Source organism: Brachybacterium timonense (assembly GCF_900258505.1).
Classification (GTDB): Bacteria; Actinomycetota; Actinomycetes; order Actinomycetales; family Dermabacteraceae; genus Brachybacterium; species Brachybacterium timonense.
On the sequence record NZ_LT984895.1, the window covers coordinates 2,144,992 to 2,171,283 of the forward strand.

Consider the following 26,292-nt stretch of genomic DNA (forward strand, 5'->3'; position numbering starts at 1 on the left):
GGTATCTCCTATATCAAGCGGCTCGCGGGGCACAAGCCATTGGGGTGGGGTTCAGCGGGGTCGGAGCGCTCAGGGGTCGGGGCGCTCACCGGGACGTCGGCATGGGCACGGGCGAGTATGCGCCAAATGCGGCGGGCGATCTGGTTCTTCAGGCAACACAGGGCTTCCATCAGCCCCGCGCAACCTGGGACCTCCAACAGCTCCGACTCCAGATCCCGGACCATGACGCGCAGACGTGCATCGAGCACGCTGATCGAAGTGCAGAGGCGTTCACGATCGGCCAGAACCACCTTCACCTCCCTGGCCTGCTCATCGGTGAACGCAGCCGGCAGATCATCTTCCCTGACCATCGCCCGCGCGGCCGCAGCAGTGCTCGCCGTCTGCACCGTCTAAGGCTGGGTACCCGTCATGGACCCGCGACTCATCGTGACCGCACCACTCACCGCCACCCTCATCGGCACCACCCCGGCACCGCGCGCCAGCCGCCCCGAATCTTCGGGCTACGCCGGGATGAATGGTCAACGATCAGCACGCCTTCTGCCTAACCTGTATGCATCAGCGACGATAGGCATGCGCGATGCTGCACACTTTTGCTGAGCAGTGGTCAGAAAGGCATTCCATGGACTGGCATGATCGGTACGCACTGAACCCACAGCCTTTCGGGATCGAACCGACCCCCTTTTTGCGTGAAGTTTTTGAAGATCCCGATTCCTACGGTGCCCCGGGGGGTTCTTTGCGGATTCTGTGCCCTGGGGACGGGTACGGACGCAACGGACTATGGTTGGCACGTAGGGGGCATTCGGTCGTGGCATTTGACCTTGTACGATCAGCAGTAGCCAGGGCTCTATCGGATGCCACAGTCGCCAATCTCGACTACTTGGCTATTCCTGCTGACCTTTCCGAGTCGCCATTCCCGTTGAGTCGGGGAAGCTCCTTTGAGGCAGTGGTGCTCGCATGGATGAGGCTTCCCGGTGAAGCTGCGCGACGTTCATGGAATGCGGAGTGCGTCCGGAAACTACAGGCCGGCGGCATCATCATCTTTGTCGGCGGGCAGCGAGTGACAGGCAGCCTCACCGAACAGAAGGAATGGCCTCCTTCTATCTCTTGGCTTGATCTTTCAACCAAGGACGAAGTAAGGATGGTGGGGCGCAAAGAATGTCTTCAGCGCTAGAATGGGACAAGTACAATGGGCCATTGCAAGATGATCGGGATGATCGGGCAGCAGACCGCCGAGCGCATGGGAGCCAGCATGGCCGTCGATGCTCTCGAGATGGCACGACCGCCCACGACACCAGCAGGCCTCGCACTGGGATCGGGCCTAGAAGACACGAGGGAGTCCGCTCCACGAGAGTGGTTAGGCCGCGACGTGCGGCAAAGGCGCCACGACCGGCCGTGCACGACCAGTCGACGCGGCCGGGGATAATCGCTGCATGCCTGCCTTGACTGCCCACACCCGGCCCGACGACTCTGCCCGCTGCCCCTGTGGCACGGGCGACGTCTACGGCGACTGCTGCGGTCCGCTGCTGTCTCAGCAGCGCCACGCCGCGACCGCTGAACAGCTGATGCGCTCGCGATTCACGGCATTCGCCACGGGAGATGTTGATCATGCGCTGCGCTCATGGCATCCTCGCACGAGCCCCAGCTGGAGGGAGCTGGATACGTCACTGGCCGACGGCACGCGATGGCTGCGCCTGGACGTCCTGCGCAGCGAGCAGGGCGGTCCGTTCGACCAGGAGGGCGTGGTGGAGTTCCGGGCGCATGCGAAAACAGCACAGGGGCGCCGTGTGCTGCACGAGGTGAGCCGCTTCGAACGCGTGGACGGACGGTGGCTGTACGTCTCCGGTGAGGTGGTCACCGGCGCCTGAGCGCGCGGTCCTCACACGGAGTTCTTCCCCACTGCGCCGCACAGCCTTCTCGAACAGCCCAGCGCCCCGCTGCGGGTCCTTCCGCAGCGGGGCGCTCGCGTGCGTTTCAGCCGCGCCGGGTGAGGTACTCGGCGACTGTCTTCTGCGCGTTGCGGATCGCTTTATCTGCGTCCTTGGAGGCGGCACGGCCCCGCGAGGCGACCTTCGAGGCCTGCTTGGCGAAGTCCTTGCGGGCAGCTGCCGACGCCTTATGCGCCTTCTTCGCCTCACGCTGCGCCGGGCTGGGGCGATTCGCGAGCGCGATCGCGGTGATTGCACCGGCCGCCAGCACCACGCTGCCGATGACGCCGCCGGCGATCACAGCGGGGCTGAGACCGGCGTCCTTCCCGTCACCGGCGGCGGAGAAATCCTTCACGGATCCGACCAGCTCGTTCTTCCACCGGGTCACGGCGTTCTTGGGGTTGATCCGGTCGATCAGCTCGTCGATATCCGATGCGAGATTGTCCTGTCGGCGGTGCGCCTCCGCCCGCATCTGATCCAGGTTGTCCTTCTTCGCCACGGGGGCCTCCGGGGTGGTTCGTAGTGTGGTCAGGGCCGATGTTATCGCCTTGTGCGTGTTCCCCGCGCTCGCTGCGGGCGGCACGGGTCAAGCGGTCGATCAGTGGTTCTGGGTGCGGGCCAGGAAGTCGTCGGCGCCACCGACGAGCTCGATGTGGCCGGTGGGAACATCCGCCACGGCCATAGCCACCACCTCGTCGGCGAATTCCTCAACCGAGTACAGCCGGCCAGCGGCTTCACGGCGTTCCTCAAGAGCGCCGGGGCGGGCACGGTTCAGCAGCGTTGCGGTGACGGTTCCCTCGATCATGTCTCCGGAGACGATCACGAAGGAGACGCCGTTCTCCTTGAGGGCGGGGATCTGCTCGGTGAGCGCGTCCTCCCCCGCACGCTTGGACAGCGCCACCGCTTCGTACTCGGGCATAGTCTCGACCTCGCGGATGAAGTGCGCCTGGTGGCTGGTGACAAACACGATGCGGCCACCAGGCTGCATCAGGTCGGCGCCGGCACGCAGGGCGTCCAGCTGCGCATCACGGTTCAGGCGCATCGCGTAGTCCTCCCCCAGGTCGGTCTCCATACCGCCCGAGGCGTTCAGCACCAGGATGTCGAGAGAGCCGTAGGTCTCCACAGCGGTACGCATGAGGGTGCGCACGTCGTCGGGGTTCGTGAGGTCGGCGCCGACGGCGACAGCCTGGCCACCGTTCTCCTCGATGCTTGCGACCACCTTGTTCGCCCGTGGTGCCTTCTGCCGGTAGTTCACGACCACGTTCGCGCCGAGCGCGGCCAGCTTCTGGGCCGTGGCGGCGCCGACTCCGCGGGAGGAGCCTGTGACGACAGCGGTCTTACCGGACAAAGCGGCCATGGAAACTCTCCTCATGTGTGATGCAGGGGACCCTGCGAGCCTACCGCTGATGGCACGCCCCGTGCCGACTGCCCGGTACGCTAGTGCGGCGCGCGCGAGTGGCGGAATTGGCAGACGCGCTGGATTTAGGTTCCAGTGCCTTCGGGCGTGAGGGTTCAAGTCCCTCCTCGCGCACTTCGCCGACGGGGCTTGCGGGAACCCGCACTGATCCCCTGCTGCCTGCCATACTGCTGGTGACGTACCGCACGAGGAGGCACGATGAGCCGCACTGCTCTGGGAACCGAGGGCGCCTGGTTCGAACCGGAAGAGATGGGCGAGCTGCGCCGTCGGCTCCCGATCCCCTATGTGGACGTGGTACCGGTGCGCACCGATGTGGACGGCACCGTCTCCCAAGTAGGTCTGTTGCTGCGCGCCTCCGGGGCCGGGCGGATCATCCGCGACATCGTCTCCGGCCGCGTGCTGATCCACGAAACGCTGCGCGAAGCAATCGCTCGGCACATCGACAAAGACCTGGGGCCGATGGCGCTGCCGCGCATCCCCGCCTCCCCGGTGCCGTTCACGGTCGCGGAGTACTTCCCCACCCCGGGGCAGTCTCTGTTCACAGACGCCCGTCAGCACGCCATCGCGCTGGGGTACATCGTGCCGGTGGACGGCGAATGCGCCCCGCAGGAGGATGCGCTCGAGCTGGCCTGGTTCGACGTCGCTGAGCTGATGGACTCCCCCGTGCTGTCCGAGATGGAGAACGGGCACGACATCATTGTGCGCCGCGCCCTCGCCCACGCTGGCGTGATCTGATCCGGCGTCGACGAGCGCGGGGCGCCGTCAGCGCCCGATAACCGCGAAGGGCGCCGTCAGCGCCCGATACTCACGAGCTCTGCTCCGGGCACCAGCCAGCCCCTTTGCCTCCGGCGGACGTCAGCTCAGCAGGTCCGCCACGTGCACCGCGATAGCTCGGAACGCCGTGCCGCGGTGGGAGATCGCGTCCTTCTCCTCAGCGCTGAGCTCAGCGCTCGTGCGATCTGATCCGTCGGGCACGAACAGTGGGTCATAGCCGAAACCGCCTGCTCCGCGCCGCTCTCGTAGCAGCGTTCCGGTCATTTCTCCGCGCTCCACGACCTCGGTGCCGTCGGGCGCCACCAGGGCGGCCGCGCAGACGAAGCGGGCCGTACGGTGCTCATCGGGCACATCGGCGAGCTGGGCGAGCAGCAGGTCATTGTTGGCGTCATCGTCACCATGGCGGCCAGACCAGCGGGCGGAGAAGATACCGGGGCTTCCACCCAGCACATCGACGGCGAGCCCGGAGTCGTCGGCGATCGCGAGCAGCCCCGTGGCGCGGGCGGCAGCGCGGGCCTTCAGCAGGGCATTGCCGTCGAAGGTCACGGCATCCTCCACCACGTCCGGCAGCTCGATGCCAGCCGAGGAGATCACCTGGTCGGCGGCGAGGCCGGGCACGGCGTCGGCGAGGATTCGCTGCAGCTCAACGAGCTTCTTCGCATTGTGCGAGGCGAGGATGACTCGCGCATGCGCGGGCACAGCGGCGCGGGTGGGGGATGTGCTCATGATGCGAGCCCGAGCACGTCCGCCTGGATCTGGGCCAGCTGCGCGCAGCCGCCGGTCGCGAGGTCCAGCAGCACACCCAGCTCCTCACGGTCGAAGGGCTCCCCCTCGGCGGTGCCCTGCACCTCCACGAAACGACCAGACCCGGTGACCACGACGTTCATGTCCGTGTCCGCCTCGACGTCCTCGCGGTATTCGAGATCCAGCAGAGGCCTTCCCTGAACGATCCCCACGCTGATGGCGCTCACCGAGTCGGTGAGCACGCTGCGTGCCGCGGGGATGGAGGCGTGCTTTGTGCCCCAGCTGATTGCGTCGGCAAGCGCCACGTAGGCACCGGTGATTGCCGCGGTGCGGGTACCGCCGTCGGCCTGTAGCACGTCGCAATCCAGCTGGATCGTGTTCTCCCCCAGTGCTTGCAGGTCCACCACGGCACGCAGGGAGCGGCCCACCAGGCGGGAGATCTCGTGGGTGCGGCCGCCGATACGGCCCTTGACGCTTTCACGGTCCGAGCGGGTGTTCGTCGAGCGTGGCAGCATCGCATACTCGGCAGTGACCCAGCCGGAGCCAGAACCCTTCTTCCAGCGCGGCACGCCCTCGGTGAACGAGGCCGCGCACAACACGCGGGTGCGACCGAACTCGATCAAGGCGCTGCCTTCGGCATGGTCGAGCCAGCCGCGGTGGATGCGCACCTCGCGCAGCTGATCCGGGGTGCGGCCATCCACGCGGTCGCCAGTAGTGCTGGCGGGGGTGGCGGACGTGGCGCTCATTGATGGCCTCCTTAACTCGGGTCCAAGACCCCTCGAGGATAGTCGCCGCATGTGAGGCGCTCAGGCGCCGACGCAAACAGTAGGCGCCGCTCGAGCGGCTCCGCGCCCTGTTCGGGTGCCGCCGCGCCGAGCGTGCTCAGATGTCGTAGTGCGCGCCAGCGGCGGCCAGCTCGATCGGACCGTCGTACACGCTGCGAGCCTCCCGCAACGGGATCTGCGGATCGGTCCAGGCTGGCACATGCGTAAGCAGCAACCGCTGGACAGCAGCAGCCCGGGCGGATTCGCCCGCACGCTTGCCGGTCAGGTGGACGCCGGTGAAGCGATCGTCGCGCCCCTCGATGTAGCCGGCCTCGCACAGGTACAGGTCCGCGCCCGAGGCGAGCTCGTCAAGCTGCGGGCACGCGTCGGAGTCCCCGGAATAGACGAGCGTGCGATCCCCGTCGGTGATGCGGAAGGCGTACGCCTCCACGGGATGCAGCACGGTCCGAGCCTCGAAGCGCAACGGGCCGATGCTCCAGGAGGCCCCATCGGTGATGGACTGGTAGCTGAAGGGGCTATCAGTCACGCCATCCGGCACCGTGGAGCGGCGGTTCATCACCGCACAGAGCCGATCGGGCAGATCTGCCGGGGCGTGGATCGGCAGGATCGGCAGATCAGTACGTTCGTGGTAGGCGCGGAACACCTCCAGGCCGGTGAGGTCCAGGAAATGGTCCGGGTGCAGGTGGGAGATCACCACGGCGTCGATGTCGATCGGGTCGATCACGCGTTGCAGCGCACCGAAGGCACCGCTGCCCAGGTCGATCAGCACTCGCCAGGTGCGGCCGTTCTCGTCCACGTGCTCGAGCAGATAGCTGGACGCAGCCGACTCAGGGCCTGCAAAGCTGCCACTGCAGCCGATCACATGCAGTCTCATACGCGCACCTCCGGCAAGGTCGAGGTCATGGTGACCATGGGGCCCAGGAAGCGACGGGACAGCCGCGCGAAGTCGCTGCCGCCATCGCCTCCGGTCTCCGCGAACACGTGATGGGGCGGCTGGGTGCTCGTGCGCAAAAGGTGCCCAGCGCGCAGCTGCCGGTACACGTCCAGCGCGGTCTCCGATGCGGAGGAGACGAGCGTGACCTCGGGGCCCATCACATAGCTGATCGGGCCCGCAAGCAGCGGGTAGTGGGTGCAGCCCAGCACCAGGGTGTCCACGCCGGCATCCCGCACCGGGGCAAGGTACTCGTGGGCCGCTTCGATCACGTCGTCGCCGTCGGTCTCGCCACGTTCCACGAACTCGACGAACCGTGGGCAGGCGGCGGATGTGATCTGCAGATCCGGTGCGGCCGCGAAGGCGTCGTCGTAGGCGCGCGAGGCGATGGTGGCGTGGGTGCCGATCACACCGATGCGGCGGTTACGGGTGGCGGCCACGGCACGACGCACAGCCGGCTGGATCACCTCGATCACGGGCACGCTGTACCGCTCCCGCGCATCGCGCAGCACGGCAGCGGATGCTGTGTTGCAGGCGATTACAAGCATTTTCACGTCGCGCTCGACCAGCGAGTCCATGATCTCGAGCGCGAGTGCGCGCACCTCGGCGATCGGGCGGGGACCATAGGGCGTGTGTGCGGTGTCGCCGATGTAGACCAGCTCCTCGCGTGGCAGCTGGTCCAGGATGGCGCGGGCGACCGTGAGGCCCCCGACGCCGGAGTCGAAGATCCCGATCGGCGCGTCATTCATCACCGTCAGGCTAGGCCCCCATCCACTGCTGCGCTGTGACACCGCGCGCACTGCGGGTGAAGTCACAGCAGCAGGCTGGGGCGCGTCAGTCGATCGCCCGCAGCAGGCTTTCCTGCAGCCAGGTCAGCAGGTCATACACCGCGATCACCACATCACCGCCGGCGTGCTGGTCATCGGGTTCGTTCATTGCATCGGCGTCCTCAACCCGTTCGGAGATCTGTTGCAGCATCCGCAACGTGTCGAGGTCTCCATCGCGTTCAAGACCCAAGCGATCAGCCAACACGATCCGCACGTCATTTAGGGCGCGCAGCACATCGGGCACATCATCGTCGTCCAGCGCGACCTCGGAGCGTGAGGGCCCCGAAGCATCCAGCAGCGCCATCAACCGTTTCAGCTCGGCAATGCGCTGCTCGGCAAGATCCTGCTGACCCAGGCGCCGGAACTCCTCGGCGAGCGCCGGGTCCTCGGAGGCCGACGGGAACAGTTTGCGCACCGCGGAGTCCGACGGCTCCCGTGCATCGCGCACCGCGAATTCTGCTTCCAGCCGTTCGAGCGGGTCCTCACTGGTGGCGGCCCGGCGCACGGAGGCGCCCCCGGATTCAAGGCCCAGATCCATGCGGATCAGGTCTGCTGTCTCCTGCGCGACCTGGGCGATGATCGCCTTCTCTTCAGCTTCGAGACGGCACACCACAGAGCCGTCGGGGCGGCGACGGAAAGCGTGGGCCATCAGTTCTCCTGATCCTTTTCCACCGTGGCATGCAGCCCGAAGGAGTGCATGGCGTGCACATCGGTCTCAACCTTCTCGCGGGAGCCGCGAGAGACGACGGCGCGGCCATGCTCATGCACATCGAGCATGAGGCGGTCTGCGGTGGCCTGCGAGTAACCGAAGTAGCTGCGGAACACGTACGACACGTAGCTCATAAGGTTCACCGGGTCGTTCCAGACCACGGTGCGCCACGGCCCTTCACGGCTTTCGCGTTCATCGGCATCCACCTCGACCACGCCCAGGGGGCCCGGGGTCGAAGGAGCTTCAGATGGCGGATTCGACACGGTCACCTCCCCGCAGGTCAACACCATAAACACAGCTTCTGCCACAGTTTCTGCGCGGCTCGAATCGACCGGGGCGCCACGACACAGGCGGTGCGTTATCTTCCTGCAGCGTGAGGCCGATGCGATCCACGGTGGCGTCGAGTCTACGGGCAGGGGCCGACAAACCTGATGCAACACCGGGCATGCCGTGCCGATCGCCACTCGGTCCCACCGTGCCGCAGCGGGACGGGCCGACTACCGTAATGCCGTGACCACCGCTTTGCTCACCGACCTGTATGAACTGACGATGCTTGAGGCGGCGCGCGCGTCCGGCGCCGCAGACCGCCGTTGCGTGTTCGAGGTGTTCACGCGGTCCCTGCCTCCGGGCCGCCGTTATGGAGTGGTCGCTGGCATCGGTCGCGTGCTCACGGCGATCGCTGACTTTCGATTCGATGACGCGGACCTGCGATACCTGGCAAAGATCGACGCGGTCAGCGACGACACCCTTGAATATTTAGCCTCCTACCGTTTTCGGGGCAATGTGCACGCCTATGAGGAGGGCGACCTCTTCTTCCCCGGTTCACCGATCCTCCGGGTCGAGGGCAGTTTCGCAGATGCGGTGATGCTGGAGACCGTCGTGCTGTCGATCCTGAACCATGACAGCGGCGTCGCCTCGGTGGGCGCCCGCATGGTCACGGCAGCGCGCGGGCGGCCCTGCATTGAGATGGGCGGGCGACGCGTGCACGAGGATGCAGCGATCGCTGCGGCTCGCGCTGCGTACATCGTCGGCTTCGCCTCGACATCCAATCTCGCGGCAGGCGCGCACTATCGGATCCCCGTGACGGGCACATCCGCGCATGCCTTCACGCTGCTATTCGATGATGAGCGCGACGCGTTCCGCGCCCAGCTCGCCGCGCAAGGCAACGCCACCGCGCTCCTGGTGGACACCTATGACGTGCCCACCGCGGTGCGCTCGGCCGTGGAGCTCGCCGGGCCGGAGCTCGGCTCCATCCGGCTGGACTCCGGGGACCTCGGGCAGCAAGCGGTGCAGTTGCGCGATCTGCTCGATTCCCTGGGCGCCGACGGTACACGCATCACAGTGACCTCTGATCTGGACGAGTATCGGCTGGAGGAGCTCGCGCATGCCCCCGTCGACGCCTATGGCATCGGCACCCGGCTCGTGACCGGCGGCGGGCACCCCGCCCCCGGTTTCGTGTACAAGCTGGTGGAGCGGGAGAACAGCGCAGGCGTGATGGAGCCGGTAGGTAAACGATCGCAGGACAAGACCACACCCGGTGGCGCGAAGCGTGCAGTGCGGATGCTCGTGGACGGGGTGGCACGCGCCGAGGTCGTGCTGCCGGCGGGTGCTGAGATCACCGAACTCGATCAGGAGATCACTGCGGCGGTCGACGCTGAAGGATCCGGGAGTGCGAGCGGCCGCGTGCACTTGCGTCCGCTGCAGGTGCCGATGATCCGCGGCGGTGAGCGCGTCAATCCGGTGAGCGCCCCGGAGCAGGTTCAGCGTGCTCGGGCCCATCATGCGCACGCGCTCGCCGAGCTCGATCTACGTGCCGACGACGGCCCGGACGGGCCCGCGGCGATCCCGACACATCTCGCCAGCCACAGCGCGGCGCAGGCGATTGAGCGCTGAGAGCACCGGTGCGCACCGACCGTTACCGCCTGCCGTTACCGTCTGCCGACGAACCAGCCGCGCACCATGTCGATGCGGTCCTGCAGTTGTTCAGCGCTCGCCTGCGGCACCGCCGGGCCGCCGCAGCGGCTGCGTAGAGTGGTATGCACCGACCCGTGAGGCTGCCCGGACTTGCGCGCCCACGCGGATACCAGTGAGCTGAGCTCCTTGCGCAGGTCCATCAACCGGCGATGATCCACCACAGGATCCGGCAGATCAGCACCGCCGGCGGGACGGCGCCGTCGGCGCTCCTGCTGCTGGGCCTGATGCTGCTGCAACACGGTCCGCATCTGGTCAGCGTCCAGCAGGCCAGGGATTCCCAGGAACTCCTGCTCATCCTCACTGCCCACCACACCACCGGCGCCGTACTCGCCACCGTCGAACAGCACCCGGTCGAAGGATGCCTCCGATTCAAGCGCCTCGAAGCTCATCTCCAGCTGATCCGAGGCGCGTTCAGAACGGTTCGCCTCCTCGATGAGCTGATCATCCAGTCCCGTGACCTCATCGCCCGTCTCGGGCCGGCGGTCCAACACGTGGTCCCGCTCGGCCTCGAGCGCCGCGGCATGAGCCAAGAGGATCGGCACCGAGGGCAGGAACACGCTGGCGGTCTCACCACGGGTTCGCGAACGCACGAAACGTCCCACGGCCTGCGCGAAGAACATGGGGGTGGCGGTGGAGGTGGCATAGACACCGACCGCCAGGCGCGGCACATCCACGCCCTCGGACACCATGCGCACCGCCACCATCCAGCGGTCCTCGGATGCAGAGAACTCCTCGATACGTCGGCCCGCGCCGGCGTCATCAGACAGCACCAGGGCGGGGTCTTCGCCGCTGATCGCGCGCAGCGTCTGGGCATAGGCCCGCGCCGCTTTCTGGTCGGTGGCGATCACGAGGCCTCCGGCGTCCGGCACGTTCTTGCGGACCTCGGTGAGGCGACGGTCAGCAGCGCCGAGCACCGCCTGGATCCACTCGCCGCTCGGGTCCAGTGCCGTGCGCCAGGCCTGCTGGGTGATGTCTTTCGTTTCGTAGGCGCCCAGCTGCGCAGAGACCTCATCCCCAGACTTGGTGCGCCAGTGCATTCGCCCGGAGTAGGTCATGAACAGCACAGGGCGCACCACATGGTCGCGCAGCGCCTCCGCGTAGCCGTAGGTGTAGTCCGCTTTCGAGCGCAAGAACCCGTCACCGTCCGGCTCATAGGTGACGAAGGGGATCTGCGCATCATCGGAACGGAACGGGGTTCCCGTCAGCGCCAGGCGACGTGTGGCGGGGTCGAACGCATCACGCACCCCATCGCCCCAGGTGAGTGAATCTCCGGCGTGGTGGATCTCATCGAGGATCACCAGCGTGCGCTCCGCCTCGGTGCGGGCACGATGCAGCGCCGGGTTCATGCCCACCTGCGCATACGTGACAGCCACCCCCTGGTAGTGGCTGCCGTGCGTGCCCTGCGCGTTGGTGAAGTTCGGGTCCAGGGCAATGCCGACACGTGCGGCAGAGTCCGCCCACTGCGTCTTCAGATGCTCTGTGGGGGCCACCACGGTCACGCGACGCACCGCACCGCGGGCGAGCAATCCCGCGGCCACCTGCAGAGCAAACGTGGTCTTGCCGGCGCCGGGCGTCGCGACCGTGAGGAAGTCCTTCGGATCGCGACTGCGGTACAGCTCCAGTGCCTCTGCCTGCCAGGCGCGAAGCTTCGGGACGGTGCCCCAGGCGGCGCGTTCAGGGTAGGCCGGCGACAGCGACCTCGCGGCGGCCTCCGAGGGGCGGCGCGGGTCGTGATGCGAGAACAGATCCGGGGCAGTCACAGCGCTGTCCACCGTACCGGTGCGCAGCGACGAACGACTCGCCGTCGGGGTGTGACGAACTCCGTCGGCGTGTCGGCCCGACGTCGTCGAACGGGCAACCGTCAGCGCCGACGGAAGAGATTCCGCAGGCCGCCGCCGAAGCCGCCGCCCTGGCCGCCGTCGCCACCGTCCCCATCCTGCGGGTCGCGTATCCCGTCGTAGATCTCCTTGCACTGCGGGCACACGGGGTACTTCTTCGGGTCACGCCCCGGCACCCACACCTTGCCGCACAGGGCGATCACGGGGGTGCCGCCCAGGGATGCCTGCGCGATCTTCTCCTTGCGTACGTAGTGAGCAAACCGGTCATGGTCGCCGTCGTCGGTGCGCTCTTCGCGTTCCTGCAGCTGGCGGTCAAGCACCGCGGTGCTACCGGGGGCGGCCCCCGGGTCCTGGCGGTACGGGTCCATGCGCGAAGGATCAGAGGTGGAGGACATGTCCGCCAGGGTTCGGCGCAGCAGTGCGGGGCTCACGGGGGTCTCCTCAGAGTCGTCGGACGTCCCTTGAGACTAACGCGCCAGGCACGTCGTGGCAGGATCGAGGGGCCGACGACAAAGGAGCATCGATGAGCATGCACGAGACGAGGACCCGCGCGGCCCTGGAGGCGCTAGCCGCGGAGCTGACCGCAGCCGTGGTTCCCCGGATGTCCGATGGTTCTGCAGCGACCCCGCAGGTCGCATCGAGCCCGCAGGCCACGTCAAGCCCGGCAGCGTCCCCGGAGCCGGTCGAGGCCGCCAGCGCCGTTGTTGCGGCGATCGATCGACCCGGCCAGGACGCCGTGATCGTTGCAGCTGGCCGCACCAGTGTCCTCTCTCCCACGGATATTGGCCGGGAAGACCTGCAATCCGCGCATCCGTCACCGCCGCCGGAACCTGTCACCGAGCAGACCCTGTTCGATATGGCCTCGGTGACCAAGGTGGCGACGGCTCTCACCGCCGCGACGCTCATCGACGACGGCCTGCTTGACCTCGATGCGCCGGTCCACGAGGTTCTCGGCGAGCGCGTGCCCGATCCACGGATCACGGCACGCATGCTCATGACACATACGGCAGGCCTATCGCCCACGCTGCCGCTATGGACCGGGGACGGTGACCGCGAGACGCGCCTGGACCGGATCGCTGCGGCACCACTACGCAGCGAACCAGGAACAGCGCACGCCTACTCCTGCATCGGTTTCATCCTGCTGGGCCTGCTGTGCGAACAGCTCGGCGGTGCGCCTCTCCCCCAGCTCGCACGGACGCGGGTGCTCAGTCCGGCAGGAGCTAACGGAGCACACTGGCTGCCGGATGAGTCCCGGGCACCGCAGTGCGCCGCCACCGAGATCGACACCGCCACGCCGCGGGGTCTTGTCCAAGGGATCGTGCACGACGAAACAGCCTGGTCAACGGGCCCGGTGGGCAATGCCGGCCTGTTCGCAACCGTCGCGGATGCTCTGGCCCTCGGTCGCGCCCTCGCCGGACGCACGGACCTCCGCCTCTCCCCGGCCACCTGGGAGCTGCTGCGCACTGACCAGCTGGGCGACGACATCCCCGTGGATGGCACCTGGCGTCAGGGACTCGGCCTGCGCATCGGCCATGACCTGACCGACGGAACCACAGCTCCGCAGCTCGTCGGGCACCCCGGGTTCACCGGCACGAGTGTGCTCGCTGACCCTTCATCCGGCGCCGTCGCCGTGCTGCTGACCAACCGCGTCCACCCGCACCGCGATCTGCACACCGTACTGCGCGCACGACGCCTCGTGGCCGAGCTGCTCGTTCGCCCAAGTCAGCCCGAGCCGACCGACGCTGCGCGGCCCCACGACGAGCCCATGGATCGCGGATGAACGTGAAGGCTCCACTGGCGCGCGCCGCCCATCTGCGCCTGGTCGAAGGACGTTTGGCTCGCCAAGACCTCGCCGGCCTCGGCGAGATCCTGGCCGGAGTCGACGTGCGCGGCCTGGTCGATATCGCCGAACGTCTGCCCCCGCATGGCCTTGCCGTGATGCTGCGCATGCTGCCCAAGGACCGAGCCTTGGAGCTGTTCGAGGCGCTGCCGTCCTCGCTCCAATCCGACCTCGTGCGGGCGCTGCAGGAGGATGCGGACATCTCTGAGATGTTCGCCCGCTTGGACCCGGATGATCGAGTAACCCTCCTGGACGAGCTGCCGGCGTCCATCGCCAATCGGATGCTGCGCGGCCTCACTGCCGAGGAACGGGCGAGGACCTCACCGATCCTGGGCTACGACTCCTCGTCGATCGGCCGAAGAATGCACCCGGAGGTGCTGACCGCCCGACCCGACGACACAGCGGCCGCAACTCTGGCTGCGGTGAAAGCTGGAGCGGCCGATGTCAGCACGATCCAAACCGTGGTCGTTGTCGATGCCGAGCGCCGCGTGCAGGGCCAGGTCTCGCTGCGCACGCTGATCCTTGCCGACGGGGACACGCCGATCCGCGACATCCTGACGGATGCGCTGCGCGTCGAGGCGACCACCGACGCGGAAATGGCGTCCCGCGACTGTGTCGAGCAGGGACTTGACGCCGTGCCCGTGGTCGATTCCGAGCAGCGACTTGTCGGCGTTCTCACGTTGGATGACGCCGCCGCGCTTCTGCAGGCGGAAGCGGCTGAGGACACCGCGCGTCAGGGCGGTGTGGAGCCGCTGCGGCGCCCGTATCTGGCCACACCGGTGCTGCGTCTGGTGCGCACCCGCATCGTCTGGCTTCTGGTCCTGGCGATCGGCGCGCTGCTGACCGTGCAGGTTCTGGAAGTGTTCGAGGCGACTCTCGAGCAGGTCACAGCCCTCGCGCTGTTCGTGCCACTGCTCATCGGCACCGGCGGCAACACGGGTAATCAGGCGGCGACCACGGTCACGCGGGCGCTGGCTCTGGATGAGATCGCTCCGCGAGATCTGCTACGGGTGATGGGCAGGGAGATGCGGGTGGGTGCTCTGCTCGGCATCGTGCTCGGCGCACTCGGATTCTTCCTGGCGGGAGTGGTCTACGGTCTCGACTTCGGGATCGTGATCGGGCTGACGCTACTGGCGGTCTGCACGGTGGCGGCGACAGTCGGCAGCGCGATGCCGATCATGGCCCGGCTGGTCCATGCCGACCCGGCTGTCTTCTCCAACCCGTTCATCAGCACATTCCTGGATGCCAGCGGCCTGATCATCTACTTCCTCATCGCCAAGGCGGTGCTGGGCATATGAGCGCTAATCGCGCCGTTGCGCCCGTGATGGCCGCGCCCCGCTGGCAGCGGATTGCGCTCGTGGTGATCGCGCTGGCAGCGAATATCGGCTTCTATCTGCCGAAAGTACCTGTGGCCGGTGGAGCCGGGGGCATACCCGGGCTCGACAAGGTTGTCCATATCAGCGTGTTCGCGCTGACAGTCTGGGCTGTGGGTCGGCTCGTCGCCCCGGTCCGGCGCTTTCCTATGGGCTGGGTGGTGCTCGGCGCCCTCGCGCATGCTGGACTCATCGAGCTCGTGCAATCGTTCGAGCCAGCGCGCTCGGCCGATCCCGGGGATCTTCTCGCCGACGCCGTCGGCGTCGCCCTGGGCCTTGTGCTCTGGCACCTGGAGCGACGCCGACATCGGCGTCAGTCTCAGTCAGTCGCGCGGGTGAGTTCGCGCAGCACGAGCACGCGGTCGATCGAGCTGTAGGGGGCTCCGAGCGCATACGGGTTCTCCTCACTGGGGAATCCCGTCCAGTTCTCCGCGTTGTAGTTGAACCAGTTGGGGGCGACCACGATCGGCAGCGCCGGCAGCTTCTCCACCATGATCCGCTGCAGTCCGTCGATGCATTCCTGCTGCTCAGCCTTGTCGTCCGTGGATGTGAACCGCATGAGGAGCTCGTCTGTCTCATCGTCGTACCAGCGCTGAAAGTTCGCCAGCACCGTCCCACTGTCGCTGCGATGCTTCGACGACAGCATCGAGCGGTACATGAACCAGGGGCTCGCGCCAGCCGAGACGATCGAGAGCGTGACATCGAAATTCCCGCTGTTTCGCGTCTCGATCCACGATTCCAGCGCGACGCCCTGCGGGGAGAAGCGCACGCCGATCGCTTGCAGGTTCTCATCGAGGATCTGCGTGACCGACACCCAGTCGGCAAAGGACGAGGGGATCGTCAGCGGGAAATCCAGCGCAGTGCCGTCGGGGCCGACGCGCACACCGTCGGGACCCATCGGGTACCCCGCTTCATCCAGGACGCGCCCGGCCTCATCGGGGTCATAGGTGAACTCGCTGTCCTTGAAATCAGGGGCGATGTACTCGTCGAAGGTGGGGCGAGGCAGTGCCGTCGGATGCGGAGATGGGACGTAGCCCTGCATGGCGCGCTCGGCGATCGCTTTGCGGTCGATCGCCAGGGAGATGCCACGCCGCAGCTCGAGGTTCTGCCAGCGCTCCTTCTCCAGATTGAAGGTCAGGTTCACGGCGCCGAGGCCCGGATAGTAGTAGCCGCGGTGCTCCGGATCCGCCTTGACGAAGAGGTCCTCAACGTTCGCGACGAACCCACCGGACCAGTCGAGCTCTCCCTGCGCAAGCGCCGTACTGAAGGTCTCCGTCGAATGCGCGGGCCACTGCAGCTCCTCGACTTCGAACTCGTCGGCCGCCCAGTGATCCGGGTTCTTCACGAAGGTATACACCTGGCTGTTGAAGGTTCCGAACCTGTACGGGCCCGAGCCGATGGGCTCGGTGATGGTGTCGTTGACAACGTCGATCTTCTCGAAGATGTGTTTGGGCATGATGTAGACAGCCCGCAACGTCGGCGCGTAAGCGAACGATGGCCCGTCGAAGGAGACGTGCACCGTGTTCTCCCCCGTGGTAGCCGCATCGGTCACCGGCAAGGCCGAACCGTTCGTCGCGGGCTCATCACGCAGCAGCAGCAAGCTGTAGAGGACATCGTCCACCGTGAGCGGCTCGCCATCATGGAAGGTAATGCCCTGACGCACGGTGATCTCGGCACCGGTGCCGTCCTCGTCAAACGTGATGTCCTCCGCGATCCACGGCACCGGGTTCTCCACATCCATCGACGTGGTGAGCATGAGCGGTTCATAGATCAGGCCGGTTGCTCCCGCCAGTGCAGTTGACGAGAACGGGTTGAAGTTCTGCACGTACGTGGGCACGTCGTTGGCGTGGATCCGGACCGGCGGGGCCTGCTGGGCGCCCTCACCTGGGCCACTGCTGCAGGCACTCATCACGGTCGCTGCCGCGCTCGAGCCGAGCAGGGCCGTCAGCAGTGTGCGCCTGCGCAGGTGATGTGCTGTCTCCATAGTGTGACGTCCTCCTCGACGTGGACAGGCACGGTGCCCACCCTTTTCCGCGCCACGGTAAAGGGAATCCCGGCGCTGTAACAGTACGACGCCGGGATTGTGGATAACCATCGCGCGATGGTTCACCCCGTGAACGTGATCTCTTCGCCGTAGACGGCGGGCACAGCTCCCGTGATCGTGTCGACGGTGCCGAGCTCCTCGCGTGCAGCCTGCTCCACGGCCCCGGCAACGGCCTTGGTCACGCCTTCCTTGAAGACGCTGGGGATGATGTAGGCCGGGTTCAGCTCCTCGTCGGTGACGACGTCGGCGAGTGCCCGCGCAGCAGCCAGCAGCATCCGGTCGTTCACGTGCGTGGCGTGGGCATCGAGCAGGCCGCGGAACACACCGGGGAATGCCAGCACGTTATTGATCTGGTTCGCGAAATCGCTGCGGCCGGTCGCGACGACTTCCGCATGCTTCGAGGCTCCGGCCGGGTCGATCTCCGGGGTCGGGTTCGCCATGGCGAACACGACAGCGCGGTCCGCCATCGTGGCGACGTCTTCGGCGTTGAGAATGTTGCCGGCGCTGACACCGATGAACACGTCGGCATCCCGGATCGCGTCCTGCAGCGTGCCGGTCAGGCCGCGAGGGTTGGTCACCTCGGCGATCCACGGCAGGCGGCCGGTGAGGTTCTCACGGTCCTCATGGACGATGCCGTCGATATCCGTGACCACAACGTCCCGAGCGCCTGCGGCGCGCAGGAGACGGAGGATCGCGGTGCCGGCAGCGCCCGCGCCGGACAGCACGATGCGGACCGAGCCGATCTCCTTCTCAACCACGCGCAGGGCATTACGCAGGGCGGCGACCACCACGATTGCAGTGCCGTGCTGATCATCGTGGAAGACCGGTATGTCGAGTTCGGCCCGCAGACGGTCCTCGATCTCGAAGCAGCGCGGGGCAGAGATGTCTTCGAGGTTGATACCGGCGAACACAGGAGCCAGCGCCTTCACATGGGCGACGATGTCCTCCACCGAATGGGCATCCAGGCAGATCGGGAACGCATCAATATCCGCGAAGCGCTTGAACAGGGCTGCCTTGCCCTCCATCACCGGCATCGCGGCCAGCGGCCCCAGATCGCCCAGCCCCAGGATGGCGGAGCCGTCGCTGACCACGGCGACGGTGTTGCGTTTGATGGTCAGGCGGCGGGCATCCTCGGGGTTGTCCGCGATCGCCTTCACCACGCGAGCCACGCCCGGGGTGTACACCATGGACAGGTCGTCGCGGTGGCGGATCGGCACCTTCGACTCGATGGTGAGTTTGCCGCCCAGGTGTGCGAGGAAGGTGCGGTCCGAGACCTTGCCCAGCTCAACGCCGTCCACGGAGCGGAGGTCGTCGACGACCTCGACGGCGTGGTCATGCCCGGCAGTGAGCACAGTGATGTCGGCCCGCATCCGCTCGGGCCCGGAGGCGGAGACGTCCAGCGCGGTCACCGTGGCCCCGTGGTGCTCGATACGGCCGGTGATGTCGCTGACGGCGGCGGAACGGGCCGCGAACTCGAGTCGGATCGTGATGGAGTAGCTCACGGATGGCATCGGTGACATGAGTCTCACTGTAGCGGTGCTCCGGGCCCGTTGAACCCCGCTCGTCGAACTCGACGCAATCGTGTCCTGACCGCGACCTTCCGCACTGCGCAGAGCCGCCCCGAGCACTGGCTCAGGGCGGCTCTGACTGGTGTTGTGCCGATGTTCCCACGGTTCTTTGGCGGAGTTCATTCACCCGCCGCCGTGGGGATCAACGCACGGTCAGCCGCGGAAGGGCGCGACGTCGTGGGCGTGACGCTCCCACAGTGCGTCAGCAGCGGGCACCTGCTGGCCGTACCGCTCAGGATGCGCGGAGACCTGCACAGACTGAGCAGCAACTCCCGGATCCCACTGGTCATAGTCGGGGGCCACCTGGATCAGGCCCGGCGGGGTGGCATGCTCGCCGAAGCCCAGGAACGCGTCGATGGCCTTCTTCTTGTGGCGCACCTCGTCATACGTGCCCCAGCCCATGGAGGGGCGCTGCTGGAACAGGCCACCGGAGTCGGCATCCACGGCCGGCTCGTAGTTGTACAGCCACGACTCGACGATCGCGGTGATCAGCGCGATGCGCGTGGCCGACGGGCCCAGGTCGTGGCCAGCGCAGACGGCAATGATGAAACGAGCGTTGGCGGTCTGCCAGTCGTCCATATTGTTGACGTCGAAACCCTGCCGGTTCTCCGGGCGGGTCATGAATTCCTCGGTCCACACGTCCTCCGCGCGGGAGGGAGTGGCGAGGGCAGCTGCACCGGTGAGAGTGAAGGCGCCGAGGGCACCGGCAGTGAACAGGCGGCGACGGGTCAAAGCAGTCACGATGTGTCCTTCTCATGCAGGGGGTCGGTTCTCCGCAGGGAAGACACGGATCACCTGGCTGATCGGGCACTTCGACGCTAACGAGCCGGCCGCACCGCATGCCATGGTCCTTACGTGCCGGATTCACGCCCTCCAGCGCACGTTTGCCCGGGACACTGTCACCATGTCGAACCTAGGTGCCGACGCCTGGCGCCCGGTCCAGTCCCGATCTCAGCCGAGCGCGGCGATGGCGGCGCGGATCCGCTTCTCGGAGACGGTGTAGCGGGTCCCAAGGGTCTGCGCGAACAGGCTCACGCGGAACTCCTCGAGCAACCACGGAATCGCAGCGGCATCCTTCTGGGCGAGTTGCCGCTGGCTGAGGGACGCCCGCTTGTGTTCCCAAGCATCCTGCACGGTACGCAGCTGCCAGGCGAGCTGTTCATCGCGGCGCGGGTTCTCCTCGAGTTTGTCCAAGCGGATCTCGTCGGCCTGCAGATACCGGGGCAGATCCCCCAAGTGATCCACGCCGGTGCGGGAGATGAAGCCATCGGCCAGCAGATCCTCCGCATGCTCACGGATGGCGGTGAGTCGGTCGAGGATCGACAGGGAGGAGATCCGGCCCAGTCGCCTGTGCACGGTTGCCCCGGCGGCGAGTGCGGCAGCGGCGTCCTTCACAGCCTGGGTGGCCACCTGGTCGTGCTCAGCACGCACCCGAGCACGCAGGGCGTCGTACTCCGCCCGGGTGCGCACGTCGGCCTCCCCTGCCAGGTGCTCGGTGGCAGCGCGTGACGCATCCGCGAGCAGTGCGGCAGTCGAGGCGTAGCGGGAGGTGCCGACGGCGAGCTTCGTGGGGTTCGGCAGTGCCCGCAGCACCGGGTCGAGATCCGCACCCAGGTCGCGGTCCAGCAGGGCGAGCACACCGTCACGATGGGCAAGCGCCTGCTCATCAGCCGTGGCGAGCACCTTGAGGTCGACGCGCTCCACGCGACCGTCGGCACCGCGATGCGCCACCAGCGCTGGATACCCCGTGACCTTCAGGCCGCCCACGGTGGACTCGTGCACGCGCGGAACCCCAGCGTTAGGGAAGCCGGGCAGGTCACGGCGGGCCAGTTCCTCCCCTTGGGCGGAAACAGAGGTGTCCATGCGCTTCTTCAAACGCGCACTGAGCTCGGCCAGGTCATCGCCGGCGCCCACCTGCCGACCCTTGGCATCCACGACACGAAAGTGCATCCGCAGATGCGCGGGCAGCTTCGTCAGATCGAACTCAGGGCCGTACAGCGGCAGATCATCGGGCACACCGGGGAGGGCCACGAGCTCGTCGGCAACGGCTTCAAGGAAAGGCTCACCAGCGTCCGGGTCATCCTCATGCAGCGTGGCAGCCACGGTCTTCGCCCGCTCCGGGGCGGGTACGAGGTGGCGACGGATCGGCTTGGGCAGGGACCGGATCAGCTCGGTGATCAGCTCCTCACGCATGCCGGGCACGAGCCAATCGAAGCCCCGTGGGGCGAGCCGGTTCAACACGGCAAGCGGCACGGTGGCGGTCACGCCCTCAGCTCCCTTCGAGCCCACCTCACCAAAGGAGTAGCTAAGCGGCAGGGTGATGTCGCCCTGCACCCAGGTATCGGGGAAGTCAGCGCGGATCGCGGCCGTGGTGTCCTCATCGGCCACCAGAAGATCCTGCTCCGTGAGGGTCAGCAGGTCGGGGGTCTCGTGCCGCTGCCTCTTCCACCAGGCGTCGAAGTGGCGGCCAGAGACGACCTTCTGCGGGATACGCGCGTCGTAGAAGCGGAACAGCTGCTCATCGGTGATCAGCAGGTCGCGCCGACGGGTCTTCGCCTCCAGCTCCTGCAGGGAGGTGATCAGCTGCTGATTGTCACGGAAGAAGTGGTGGCGGGTTCGCCAATCACCCTCGATGAGGGCGTGCTGGATGAAGATCTCCCGGGCGGCCTCGGGGTCGATGCGGCCGTATCCCACCACTCGGTCAGCCACGATCGGCACGCCGTACAGGGTGACCTTCTCATGCGCCATTGCTGAGGCGCGCTTGGAGGACCAATGCGGTGCCGAATGGGAACGACGCACCACATGGGCGCCGATCTCCTCCGCCCAGGCAGGGTCGATGCGGGCGGCGGTGCGGCCCCACAGGCGAGAGGTCTCCACGAGCTCGGCAACCATCACATAGTCAGGCCGTCTCTTGGCCAGAGCAGAGCCGGGCCACAGCGCGAAACGCGCGTTGCGCGCCCCCGTGTATTCGCGGGTGCGGTCCTCATACAAGCCCACATGGCTGAGCAGCCCCGCCAGCAGCGCCTGGTGGATCGCCTGCGGGGAGGCGGGATTGTCGTTCGCGCTCAGGCCGACGTCCTTGGCCATGTCCTTCAGCTGCGCATGCAGATCCCACCATTCGCGGATGCGCAGGTAGTGCAGGTACTGGGAGCGCACTTCGCGGCGGAACGCGGAGCCGGACAGCTCCTTGCGGCGCTGCTGCAGGTGATTCCACAGATTCAGGAAGGTCAGGAAATCACTGGTGTCATCCTCGAAACGCTTGTGCTGCTGACGGGCCTGGGTCTGCGCGTCCAGGGGCCGTTCGCGCGGGTCCTGGATCGACAGCGCGGCAACGATGATGAGCACCTCGCGCAGCGCGCCGAGTCTGTCCGCTTCGATGAGCATGCGGGCCATGCGGGGATCCAGTGGGAAGCGGGCGAGCGTGCGTCCCACACGTGTGAGGCGTCGGCCCCCGGGAGCACGACGGTCCTGCTCGATGGCGCCGAGCTCCTCCAGCAGCCGCACACCGTCGGTGACAGCCCGAGTGGCGGGTGGTTCGACGAACGGGAAGGACTCCACATCGCCCAGCCCCAGGGACGTCATGAGCAGTACCACAGAGGCGAGTGAGGTGCGCAGGATCTCCGGTTCGGTGAACTCCGGTCGGGACTCGAAATCCTCCTGCGAGTACAGGCGAATAGCGATGCCCGGTTGTGTACGGCCAGAGCGGCCCGAGCGCTGATTCGCGCTCGCCTGGGATATCGGTTCGATCGGCAGTCGCTGCACCTTGGTGCGCTGAGAGTAGCGGGAGATGCGAGCGAGTCCTGAGTCGATCACGTAGGTGATGCCCGGGACGGTCAGAGACGTCTCCGCGACGTTGGTGGCCAGCACGATGCGTCGAGCGACCCCGGCCCGCTTGGGGCTGAAGATCTTCTGTTGGTCGCCAGCAGAGAGCCTGCCGAACAGTGGCAGTACGTCGACTGACAGGGAACTCGTGCCGCGGCCCAGGTGGGCGGTGAGCGCATCGGAGATCTCGCGGATCTCCCGCTCACCGGGTAGGAAGACGAGGATGTCGCCGGATCCCTCGGCCATCACTTCGTCCACGCCATCAGTGATCGCCTGAGTGAGGTCTCGCTCGATGGAGTGGATGTTCTCGAGCTCGTCGAGATCGTCGGCGTCAATGTCTTCCACGTCAGGCGTGAGCACGAGCGGCCGGTAGCGAATCTCGACCGGGTAGGTGCGCCCGGATACCTCGATAATCGGTGCGGGTGTGAGCTCGCCGTCGGGGGCGCGGGTACCGAAATGGACGGCGAACCGCTCCGGGTCGATCGTCGCGGAGGTGATGACGACCTTGAGGTCGGGGCGCTGCGGAAGGATCTGCCGCAGGTAACCGAGGATCACGTCGATCGTGAGGGAGCGTTCATGCGCCTCGTCGATGATGATTGCGTCGTATCGCTTCAGGAGACGGTCCCGGGCGATCTCCGCCAGCAGGATGCCGTCGGTCATGAGTTTCAGCCGGGCACCGCGCGCCACCTCGCGCGTGAACCGCACCTGATAGCCGACAGCGCCCTCCCCCAGTCGCTCCCCCAGCTCGTGGGCGATGCGCGAGGCGACGGATCGGGCAGCGATGCGCCGCGGCTGCGTATGGCCAATGAGTCGCCCGCCGCTGCCGTAGCCGAGCTCAAGCAGCATCTTGGGGATCTGCGTGGTCTTGCCGGATCCCGTCTCACCGGCGATCACCACCACCTGCTGCTCGCGCAGCGCCTCGAGGATGTCCTCACGCCGCTGCGAGACGGGCAGATCCGCGGGATAGCTGATCCGCAGCGCGTCGCCGTCGCCCGAGTCGGGGCGTGTGGCGTCCGAGGCTGAGGGGTCATTCGCGGGCGATGTCACGGACAAACACCCTAGACTCTTCTCGTATGTGAATCGCTTCGCGCGTCATGAAGCGATCGGCGCATGACGGCGATGATCTGGCGAGCAAGGAGGCTTCCGTAATGCGAGCACTGCGCAAGACAGGCCCCGGGCCGGGCTTGGAACTGGTGGACCTGCCCGAGCCCTCCTGCGGGCCGAGCGACGTGAAGATCCGGGTGCTGCGCGCCGGGATCTGCGGCACCGACCTGCACATCCTGGCGTGGGACGCCTCCGCGCAGGCGATGTGCGACACGGTGCCATTCACGCCAGGCCACGAGTTCTACGGCGAGGTCGTCGAGGTGGGCGCAGACGTCGACGACATCCGCGTGGGTGATCGCGTCTCCGGCGAGGGCCACGTGGTGTGCGGCATCTGCCGCAACTGCCGCGCGGGCCGCAAGCACATGTGCATCCGCACCCGCTCCGTGGGTGTGCAGCGCGATGGTGCCTTCGCCCAGTACGTCGTGATTCCCCGGATTAACGTGTGGGTGCACGAGCATGACGGCGGCGAGTCTCTGATTTCCCCCGAACTGGGCGCTGTGTTCGACCCGCTCGGAAACGCCGTGCACACCGCGCTGAAGTTCCCCGTCGTGGGCGAAGACGTGCTGATCACCGGTGCCGGACCGATCGGGCAGATGACCGCTGCCGTCGTCCGCCATGCGGGTGCTCGCTTCGTCACCGTGACCGACGTGGCCGAGCACCGCCTCGCGATGGCCCGCGAGTGCGGCGCTGACCTCACCGTCGATGTCTCCACTGCACGGATCCGCGCCGCCCAGGAGGAGCTCGGCATGCAGGAGGGTTTCGACGTGGGCCTGGAGATCTCCGGTCAGGCGTCGGCCCTGCAGGAGATGATCGAGAACATGAACCACGGCGGCAAGATCGCTCTGCTGGGCCTGCCGCCGAAGCAGTTCGGGATCGACTGGACCCAGGTGGTCACCCGCATGATCACGCTGCAGGGCATCTACGGCCGCGAGATGTTCGAGACCTGGTACGCGATGAGCGCAATGCTGCAGACCTCCGAACTGCTGCGTGACCGGATCCGCTCCACCATCACCCATGTGCTGCCACTGGAGGACTGGGAGCACGGCTACGGGATCGCCCGCGAAGGCAGCGCCGGCAAGGTGCTGTTCGATCTGTCCGACCTCTGACCCCGCCCCAACCTTCCCAGGAGACTGTCGTGTACACCGACTTGAAGGATCAGCTCACCCAGGAACTCGCCGCGATCGACGCCGCCGGCACGTTCAAACGTGAGCGAGTGATCACCACCCCACAGTCCAACACCGTCACCGCCGGGCCCATCGGCCAGGACGGCACCGAGGTGCTGAACTTCTGCGCGAACAACTACCTGGGGCTCGCCGATCATCCCGCTCTGATCGAATCGGCCAAGAATGCGCTGGATGAGCGCGGCTTCGGCATGGCCTCGGTCCGGTTCATCTGCGGCACCGGCGACCTGCACCTGCGCCTAGAAAAGGCGGTCTCGCAGCTGCTGGGCACTGACGACACGATCCTGTTCTCCTCCTGCTTCGATGCCAATGGCGGCGTGTTCGAGTCGCTGTTCGGGCGGGAGGACGCGATCATTTCCGACGAGCTGAACCATGCCTCCCTGATCGACGGAATCCGTCTGAGCAAGGCGGCACGCTTCCGCTACCGCAACGCAGACCTCGAGGATCTACGTGCCCAGTTAGAGGCCACTCGTGCACTGAACGACGGCGCCGGCGCGCGCCGCATCGTGATCGTCACCGACGGCGTGTTCTCCATGGACGGCTACCTTGCTCCGCTGCCGGGCATCTGCGATCTGGCCGACGAGTACGGCGCGCTGGTGCTGGTGGATGACTCCCACGCCGTCGGCTTCATGGGCGCCACCGGCGCCGGCACCCCCGAACACTTCGGGGTGAGCGACAGGGTGGACATCTACACCGGCACCTTCGGCAAGGCACTCGGCGGTGCAAGCGGCGGCTACGTGTCAGGTCATGCGGAGATCGTGGGGATGCTCCGTCAGAAGGCGCGCCCGTACCTGTTCTCGAACTCGCTGGCGCCGTCGATCGTGGCGGCCTCACTCACAGCGCTCGAGCTCGTGGCCGACAGCGGCGAGCTGCGCATCCGCCTATTCGACAACGCCTCTCTGTTCCGTCGCCGCATGAGCGAGGAAGGTTTCGAGCTGCTGGACGGCGAGCACGCGATCATCCCGGTGATGTTCGGCGACGCTGCGCTCGCGGGCCGGATTGCCGATGCGATGCTCGCCCACGGCGTGTACGTGACCGCGTTCTCTTATCCAGTGGTGCCGAAGGACAGGGCGCGCATCCGCGTGCAGCTGTCGGCGGCGCACACCGAACAGGACATCGAGCGGTGCGTCGCTGCATTCGTCGCCGCCCGCTCGGAGTGCGCTGAGGGCTGAGCCGCGCGCTCGGAGTGCGCTGAGGGCTGAGCCGCGCGCGCCTGAAGCGCTCTCAAGGCTGAGCTGCCCGCTTTCGCGGCCGCCATGTCAATCCATGGCGGTATTCGTGGATCCGCGACGTATACAGCGCGGATCCATGAATACCGCCACGAAACGGCGGATTCGAGTGGTCGACCTGGCTCAAGGCGACGGCCATCACGCCAGACCTCAGCCACACAACCGCACCACCCGGCCTGCTCCACCCGGGCATAACAAAGACCCGTG

General features: G+C 66.9%; 24 protein-coding genes and 1 tRNA gene. 10 read left to right on the forward strand and 15 right to left on the reverse strand.

Going from position 1 to position 26,292, the window contains the following annotated elements; translation table 11 throughout:
• Positions 1 to 8: 8 nt before the first annotated feature.
• Positions 9 to 386 (reverse strand): hypothetical protein, encoded by a 378-nt coding sequence (locus C8271_RS09500; RefSeq protein ID WP_106507075.1) that lies wholly within the window; start codon positions 384 to 386, stop codon positions 9 to 11.
• A 233-nt stretch (positions 387 to 619) separates the two neighbouring features.
• Here C8271_RS09500 and C8271_RS14510 point away from each other — a divergent pair, with 233 nt between their 5' ends.
• Both C8271_RS14510 and C8271_RS09510 read left to right on the forward strand, forming a co-directional pair.
• Complete coding sequence (locus C8271_RS14510) at positions 620 to 1,171, forward strand: class I SAM-dependent methyltransferase (protein WP_425428209.1); 552 nt, start codon at positions 620 to 622, stop codon at positions 1,169 to 1,171.
• A gap of 259 nt (positions 1,172 to 1,430) precedes the next feature.
• On the forward strand, positions 1,431 to 1,865 hold the full coding sequence (locus tag C8271_RS09510; RefSeq protein WP_106507077.1) for a YchJ family protein: 435 nt from the start codon (positions 1,431 to 1,433) through the stop codon (positions 1,863 to 1,865).
• A 106-nt stretch (positions 1,866 to 1,971) separates the two neighbouring features.
• Here C8271_RS09510 and C8271_RS09515 read toward each other — a convergent pair whose 3' ends face one another.
• Entirely contained in the window at positions 1,972 to 2,424 is a 453-nt protein-coding gene (locus tag C8271_RS09515; protein ID WP_245921077.1) for a hypothetical protein, read from the reverse strand.
• A 99-nt stretch (positions 2,425 to 2,523) separates the two neighbouring features.
• Complete coding sequence (locus C8271_RS09520; RefSeq protein ID WP_106507078.1) at positions 2,524 to 3,282, reverse strand: SDR family oxidoreductase; 759 nt, start codon at positions 3,280 to 3,282, stop codon at positions 2,524 to 2,526.
• A 92-nt stretch (positions 3,283 to 3,374) separates the two neighbouring features.
• Between C8271_RS09520 and C8271_RS09525 the strand changes: the two genes are divergently transcribed.
• A tRNA-Leu gene (locus tag C8271_RS09525) sits at positions 3,375 to 3,456 on the forward strand.
• 84 nt (positions 3,457 to 3,540) lie between these two features.
• Positions 3,541 to 4,077, forward strand: a complete 537-nt coding sequence (locus C8271_RS09530; RefSeq protein ID WP_106507079.1) for an NUDIX hydrolase family protein — start codon at positions 3,541 to 3,543, stop codon at positions 4,075 to 4,077.
• 120 nt (positions 4,078 to 4,197) lie between these two features.
• Here C8271_RS09530 and rdgB read toward each other — a convergent pair whose 3' ends face one another.
• The 6 genes from rdgB to clpS form a co-directional block, all read right to left on the reverse strand.
• Entirely contained in the window at positions 4,198 to 4,842 is a 645-nt protein-coding gene (gene rdgB / locus C8271_RS09535) for an RdgB/HAM1 family non-canonical purine NTP pyrophosphatase (protein WP_106507080.1), read from the reverse strand.
• The gene (gene rph, locus C8271_RS09540) at positions 4,839 to 5,606 is read right to left on the reverse strand and encodes a ribonuclease PH (protein ID WP_106507081.1); all 768 of its coding nucleotides are present in this window, start codon (positions 5,604 to 5,606) and stop codon (positions 4,839 to 4,841) included. Before rph ends, rdgB begins: the two co-directional genes overlap by 4 nt.
• A gap of 136 nt (positions 5,607 to 5,742) precedes the next feature.
• On the reverse strand, positions 5,743 to 6,519 hold the full coding sequence (locus C8271_RS09545) for an MBL fold metallo-hydrolase (RefSeq protein ID WP_106507082.1): 777 nt from the start codon (positions 6,517 to 6,519) through the stop codon (positions 5,743 to 5,745).
• The gene (murI, locus tag C8271_RS09550; RefSeq protein ID WP_106507083.1) at positions 6,516 to 7,325 is read right to left on the reverse strand and encodes a glutamate racemase; all 810 of its coding nucleotides are present in this window, start codon (positions 7,323 to 7,325) and stop codon (positions 6,516 to 6,518) included. The genes C8271_RS09545 and murI overlap by 4 nt, the downstream gene beginning before the upstream one ends.
• 85 nt (positions 7,326 to 7,410) lie before the next feature.
• Positions 7,411 to 8,052 carry a DUF2017 family protein gene (locus C8271_RS09555; RefSeq protein WP_106507084.1) on the reverse strand — a complete coding sequence of 214 codons (642 nt, stop codon included), beginning with the start codon at positions 8,050 to 8,052 and terminating at the stop codon, positions 7,411 to 7,413.
• A complete protein-coding gene (gene clpS, locus C8271_RS09560) occupies positions 8,052 to 8,402 on the reverse strand; it encodes an ATP-dependent Clp protease adapter ClpS (protein WP_106507085.1) in 351 nt (116 codons plus the stop codon). Before clpS ends, C8271_RS09555 begins: the two co-directional genes overlap by 1 nt.
• A 220-nt stretch (positions 8,403 to 8,622) precedes the next feature.
• On the opposite strand from clpS, the gene C8271_RS09565 reads away from it, so the two are divergent.
• Positions 8,623 to 10,005: a nicotinate phosphoribosyltransferase gene (locus tag C8271_RS09565; protein ID WP_106508003.1), complete on the forward strand. Its 1,383-nt coding sequence runs from the start codon at positions 8,623 to 8,625 to the stop codon at positions 10,003 to 10,005.
• Between the two features lie 35 nt (positions 10,006 to 10,040).
• Here C8271_RS09565 and C8271_RS09570 read toward each other — a convergent pair whose 3' ends face one another.
• Together C8271_RS09570 and C8271_RS09575 are read right to left on the reverse strand one after the other, a co-directional pair.
• A complete protein-coding gene (locus C8271_RS09570; protein WP_170957849.1) occupies positions 10,041 to 11,846 on the reverse strand; it encodes a DEAD/DEAH box helicase in 1,806 nt (601 codons plus the stop codon).
• 101 nt (positions 11,847 to 11,947) lie between these two features.
• Positions 11,948 to 12,319 carry a DUF3039 domain-containing protein gene (locus tag C8271_RS09575; RefSeq protein WP_106508004.1) on the reverse strand — a complete coding sequence of 124 codons (372 nt, stop codon included), beginning with the start codon at positions 12,317 to 12,319 and terminating at the stop codon, positions 11,948 to 11,950.
• A 128-nt stretch (positions 12,320 to 12,447) separates the two neighbouring features.
• Between C8271_RS09575 and C8271_RS09580 the strand changes: the two genes are divergently transcribed.
• The 3 genes from C8271_RS09580 to C8271_RS09590 are packed head-to-tail and all read left to right on the forward strand — an operon-like array spanning position 12,448 to position 15,514.
• Complete coding sequence (locus tag C8271_RS09580; protein ID WP_106507087.1) at positions 12,448 to 13,704, forward strand: serine hydrolase domain-containing protein; 1,257 nt, start codon at positions 12,448 to 12,450, stop codon at positions 13,702 to 13,704.
• Positions 13,701 to 15,062 (forward strand): magnesium transporter, encoded by a 1,362-nt coding sequence (gene mgtE, locus C8271_RS09585; protein ID WP_106507088.1) that lies wholly within the window; start codon positions 13,701 to 13,703, stop codon positions 15,060 to 15,062. Before C8271_RS09580 ends, mgtE begins: the two co-directional genes overlap by 4 nt.
• Entirely contained in the window at positions 15,059 to 15,514 is a 456-nt protein-coding gene (locus C8271_RS09590) for a VanZ family protein (RefSeq protein WP_106507089.1), read from the forward strand. The genes mgtE and C8271_RS09590 overlap by 4 nt, the downstream gene beginning before the upstream one ends.
• On the opposite strand, the gene C8271_RS09595 is transcribed toward C8271_RS09590, so the two are convergent.
• The 4 genes from C8271_RS09595 to hrpA all read right to left on the reverse strand — a co-directional run bounded on the left by C8271_RS09595 (position 15,457) and on the right by hrpA (position 23,618).
• Complete coding sequence (locus tag C8271_RS09595; RefSeq protein ID WP_106507090.1) at positions 15,457 to 17,121, reverse strand: ABC transporter substrate-binding protein; 1,665 nt, start codon at positions 17,119 to 17,121, stop codon at positions 15,457 to 15,459. The two genes, C8271_RS09590 and C8271_RS09595, sit on opposite strands and share 58 nt — an antisense overlap.
• Positions 17,122 to 17,243: 122 nt before the next feature.
• A complete protein-coding gene (locus C8271_RS09600) occupies positions 17,244 to 18,701 on the reverse strand; it encodes an NAD-dependent malic enzyme (protein WP_106507091.1) in 1,458 nt (485 codons plus the stop codon).
• Between the two features lie 201 nt (positions 18,702 to 18,902).
• Complete coding sequence (locus C8271_RS09605; RefSeq protein WP_245921079.1) at positions 18,903 to 19,490, reverse strand: hypothetical protein; 588 nt, start codon at positions 19,488 to 19,490, stop codon at positions 18,903 to 18,905.
• A gap of 210 nt (positions 19,491 to 19,700) precedes the next feature.
• On the reverse strand, positions 19,701 to 23,618 hold the full coding sequence (gene hrpA / locus C8271_RS09615) for an ATP-dependent RNA helicase HrpA (RefSeq protein WP_425428193.1): 3,918 nt from the start codon (positions 23,616 to 23,618) through the stop codon (positions 19,701 to 19,703).
• A gap of 101 nt (positions 23,619 to 23,719) precedes the next feature.
• On the opposite strand from hrpA, the gene tdh reads away from it, so the two are divergent.
• Both tdh and C8271_RS09625 read left to right on the forward strand, forming a co-directional pair.
• Entirely contained in the window at positions 23,720 to 24,781 is a 1,062-nt protein-coding gene (gene tdh, locus C8271_RS09620) for an L-threonine 3-dehydrogenase (protein WP_106507093.1), read from the forward strand.
• Between the two features lie 29 nt (positions 24,782 to 24,810).
• Positions 24,811 to 26,028 (forward strand): glycine C-acetyltransferase, encoded by a 1,218-nt coding sequence (locus tag C8271_RS09625; RefSeq protein ID WP_106507094.1) that lies wholly within the window; start codon positions 24,811 to 24,813, stop codon positions 26,026 to 26,028.
• Positions 26,029 to 26,292: the final 264 nt, after the last annotated feature.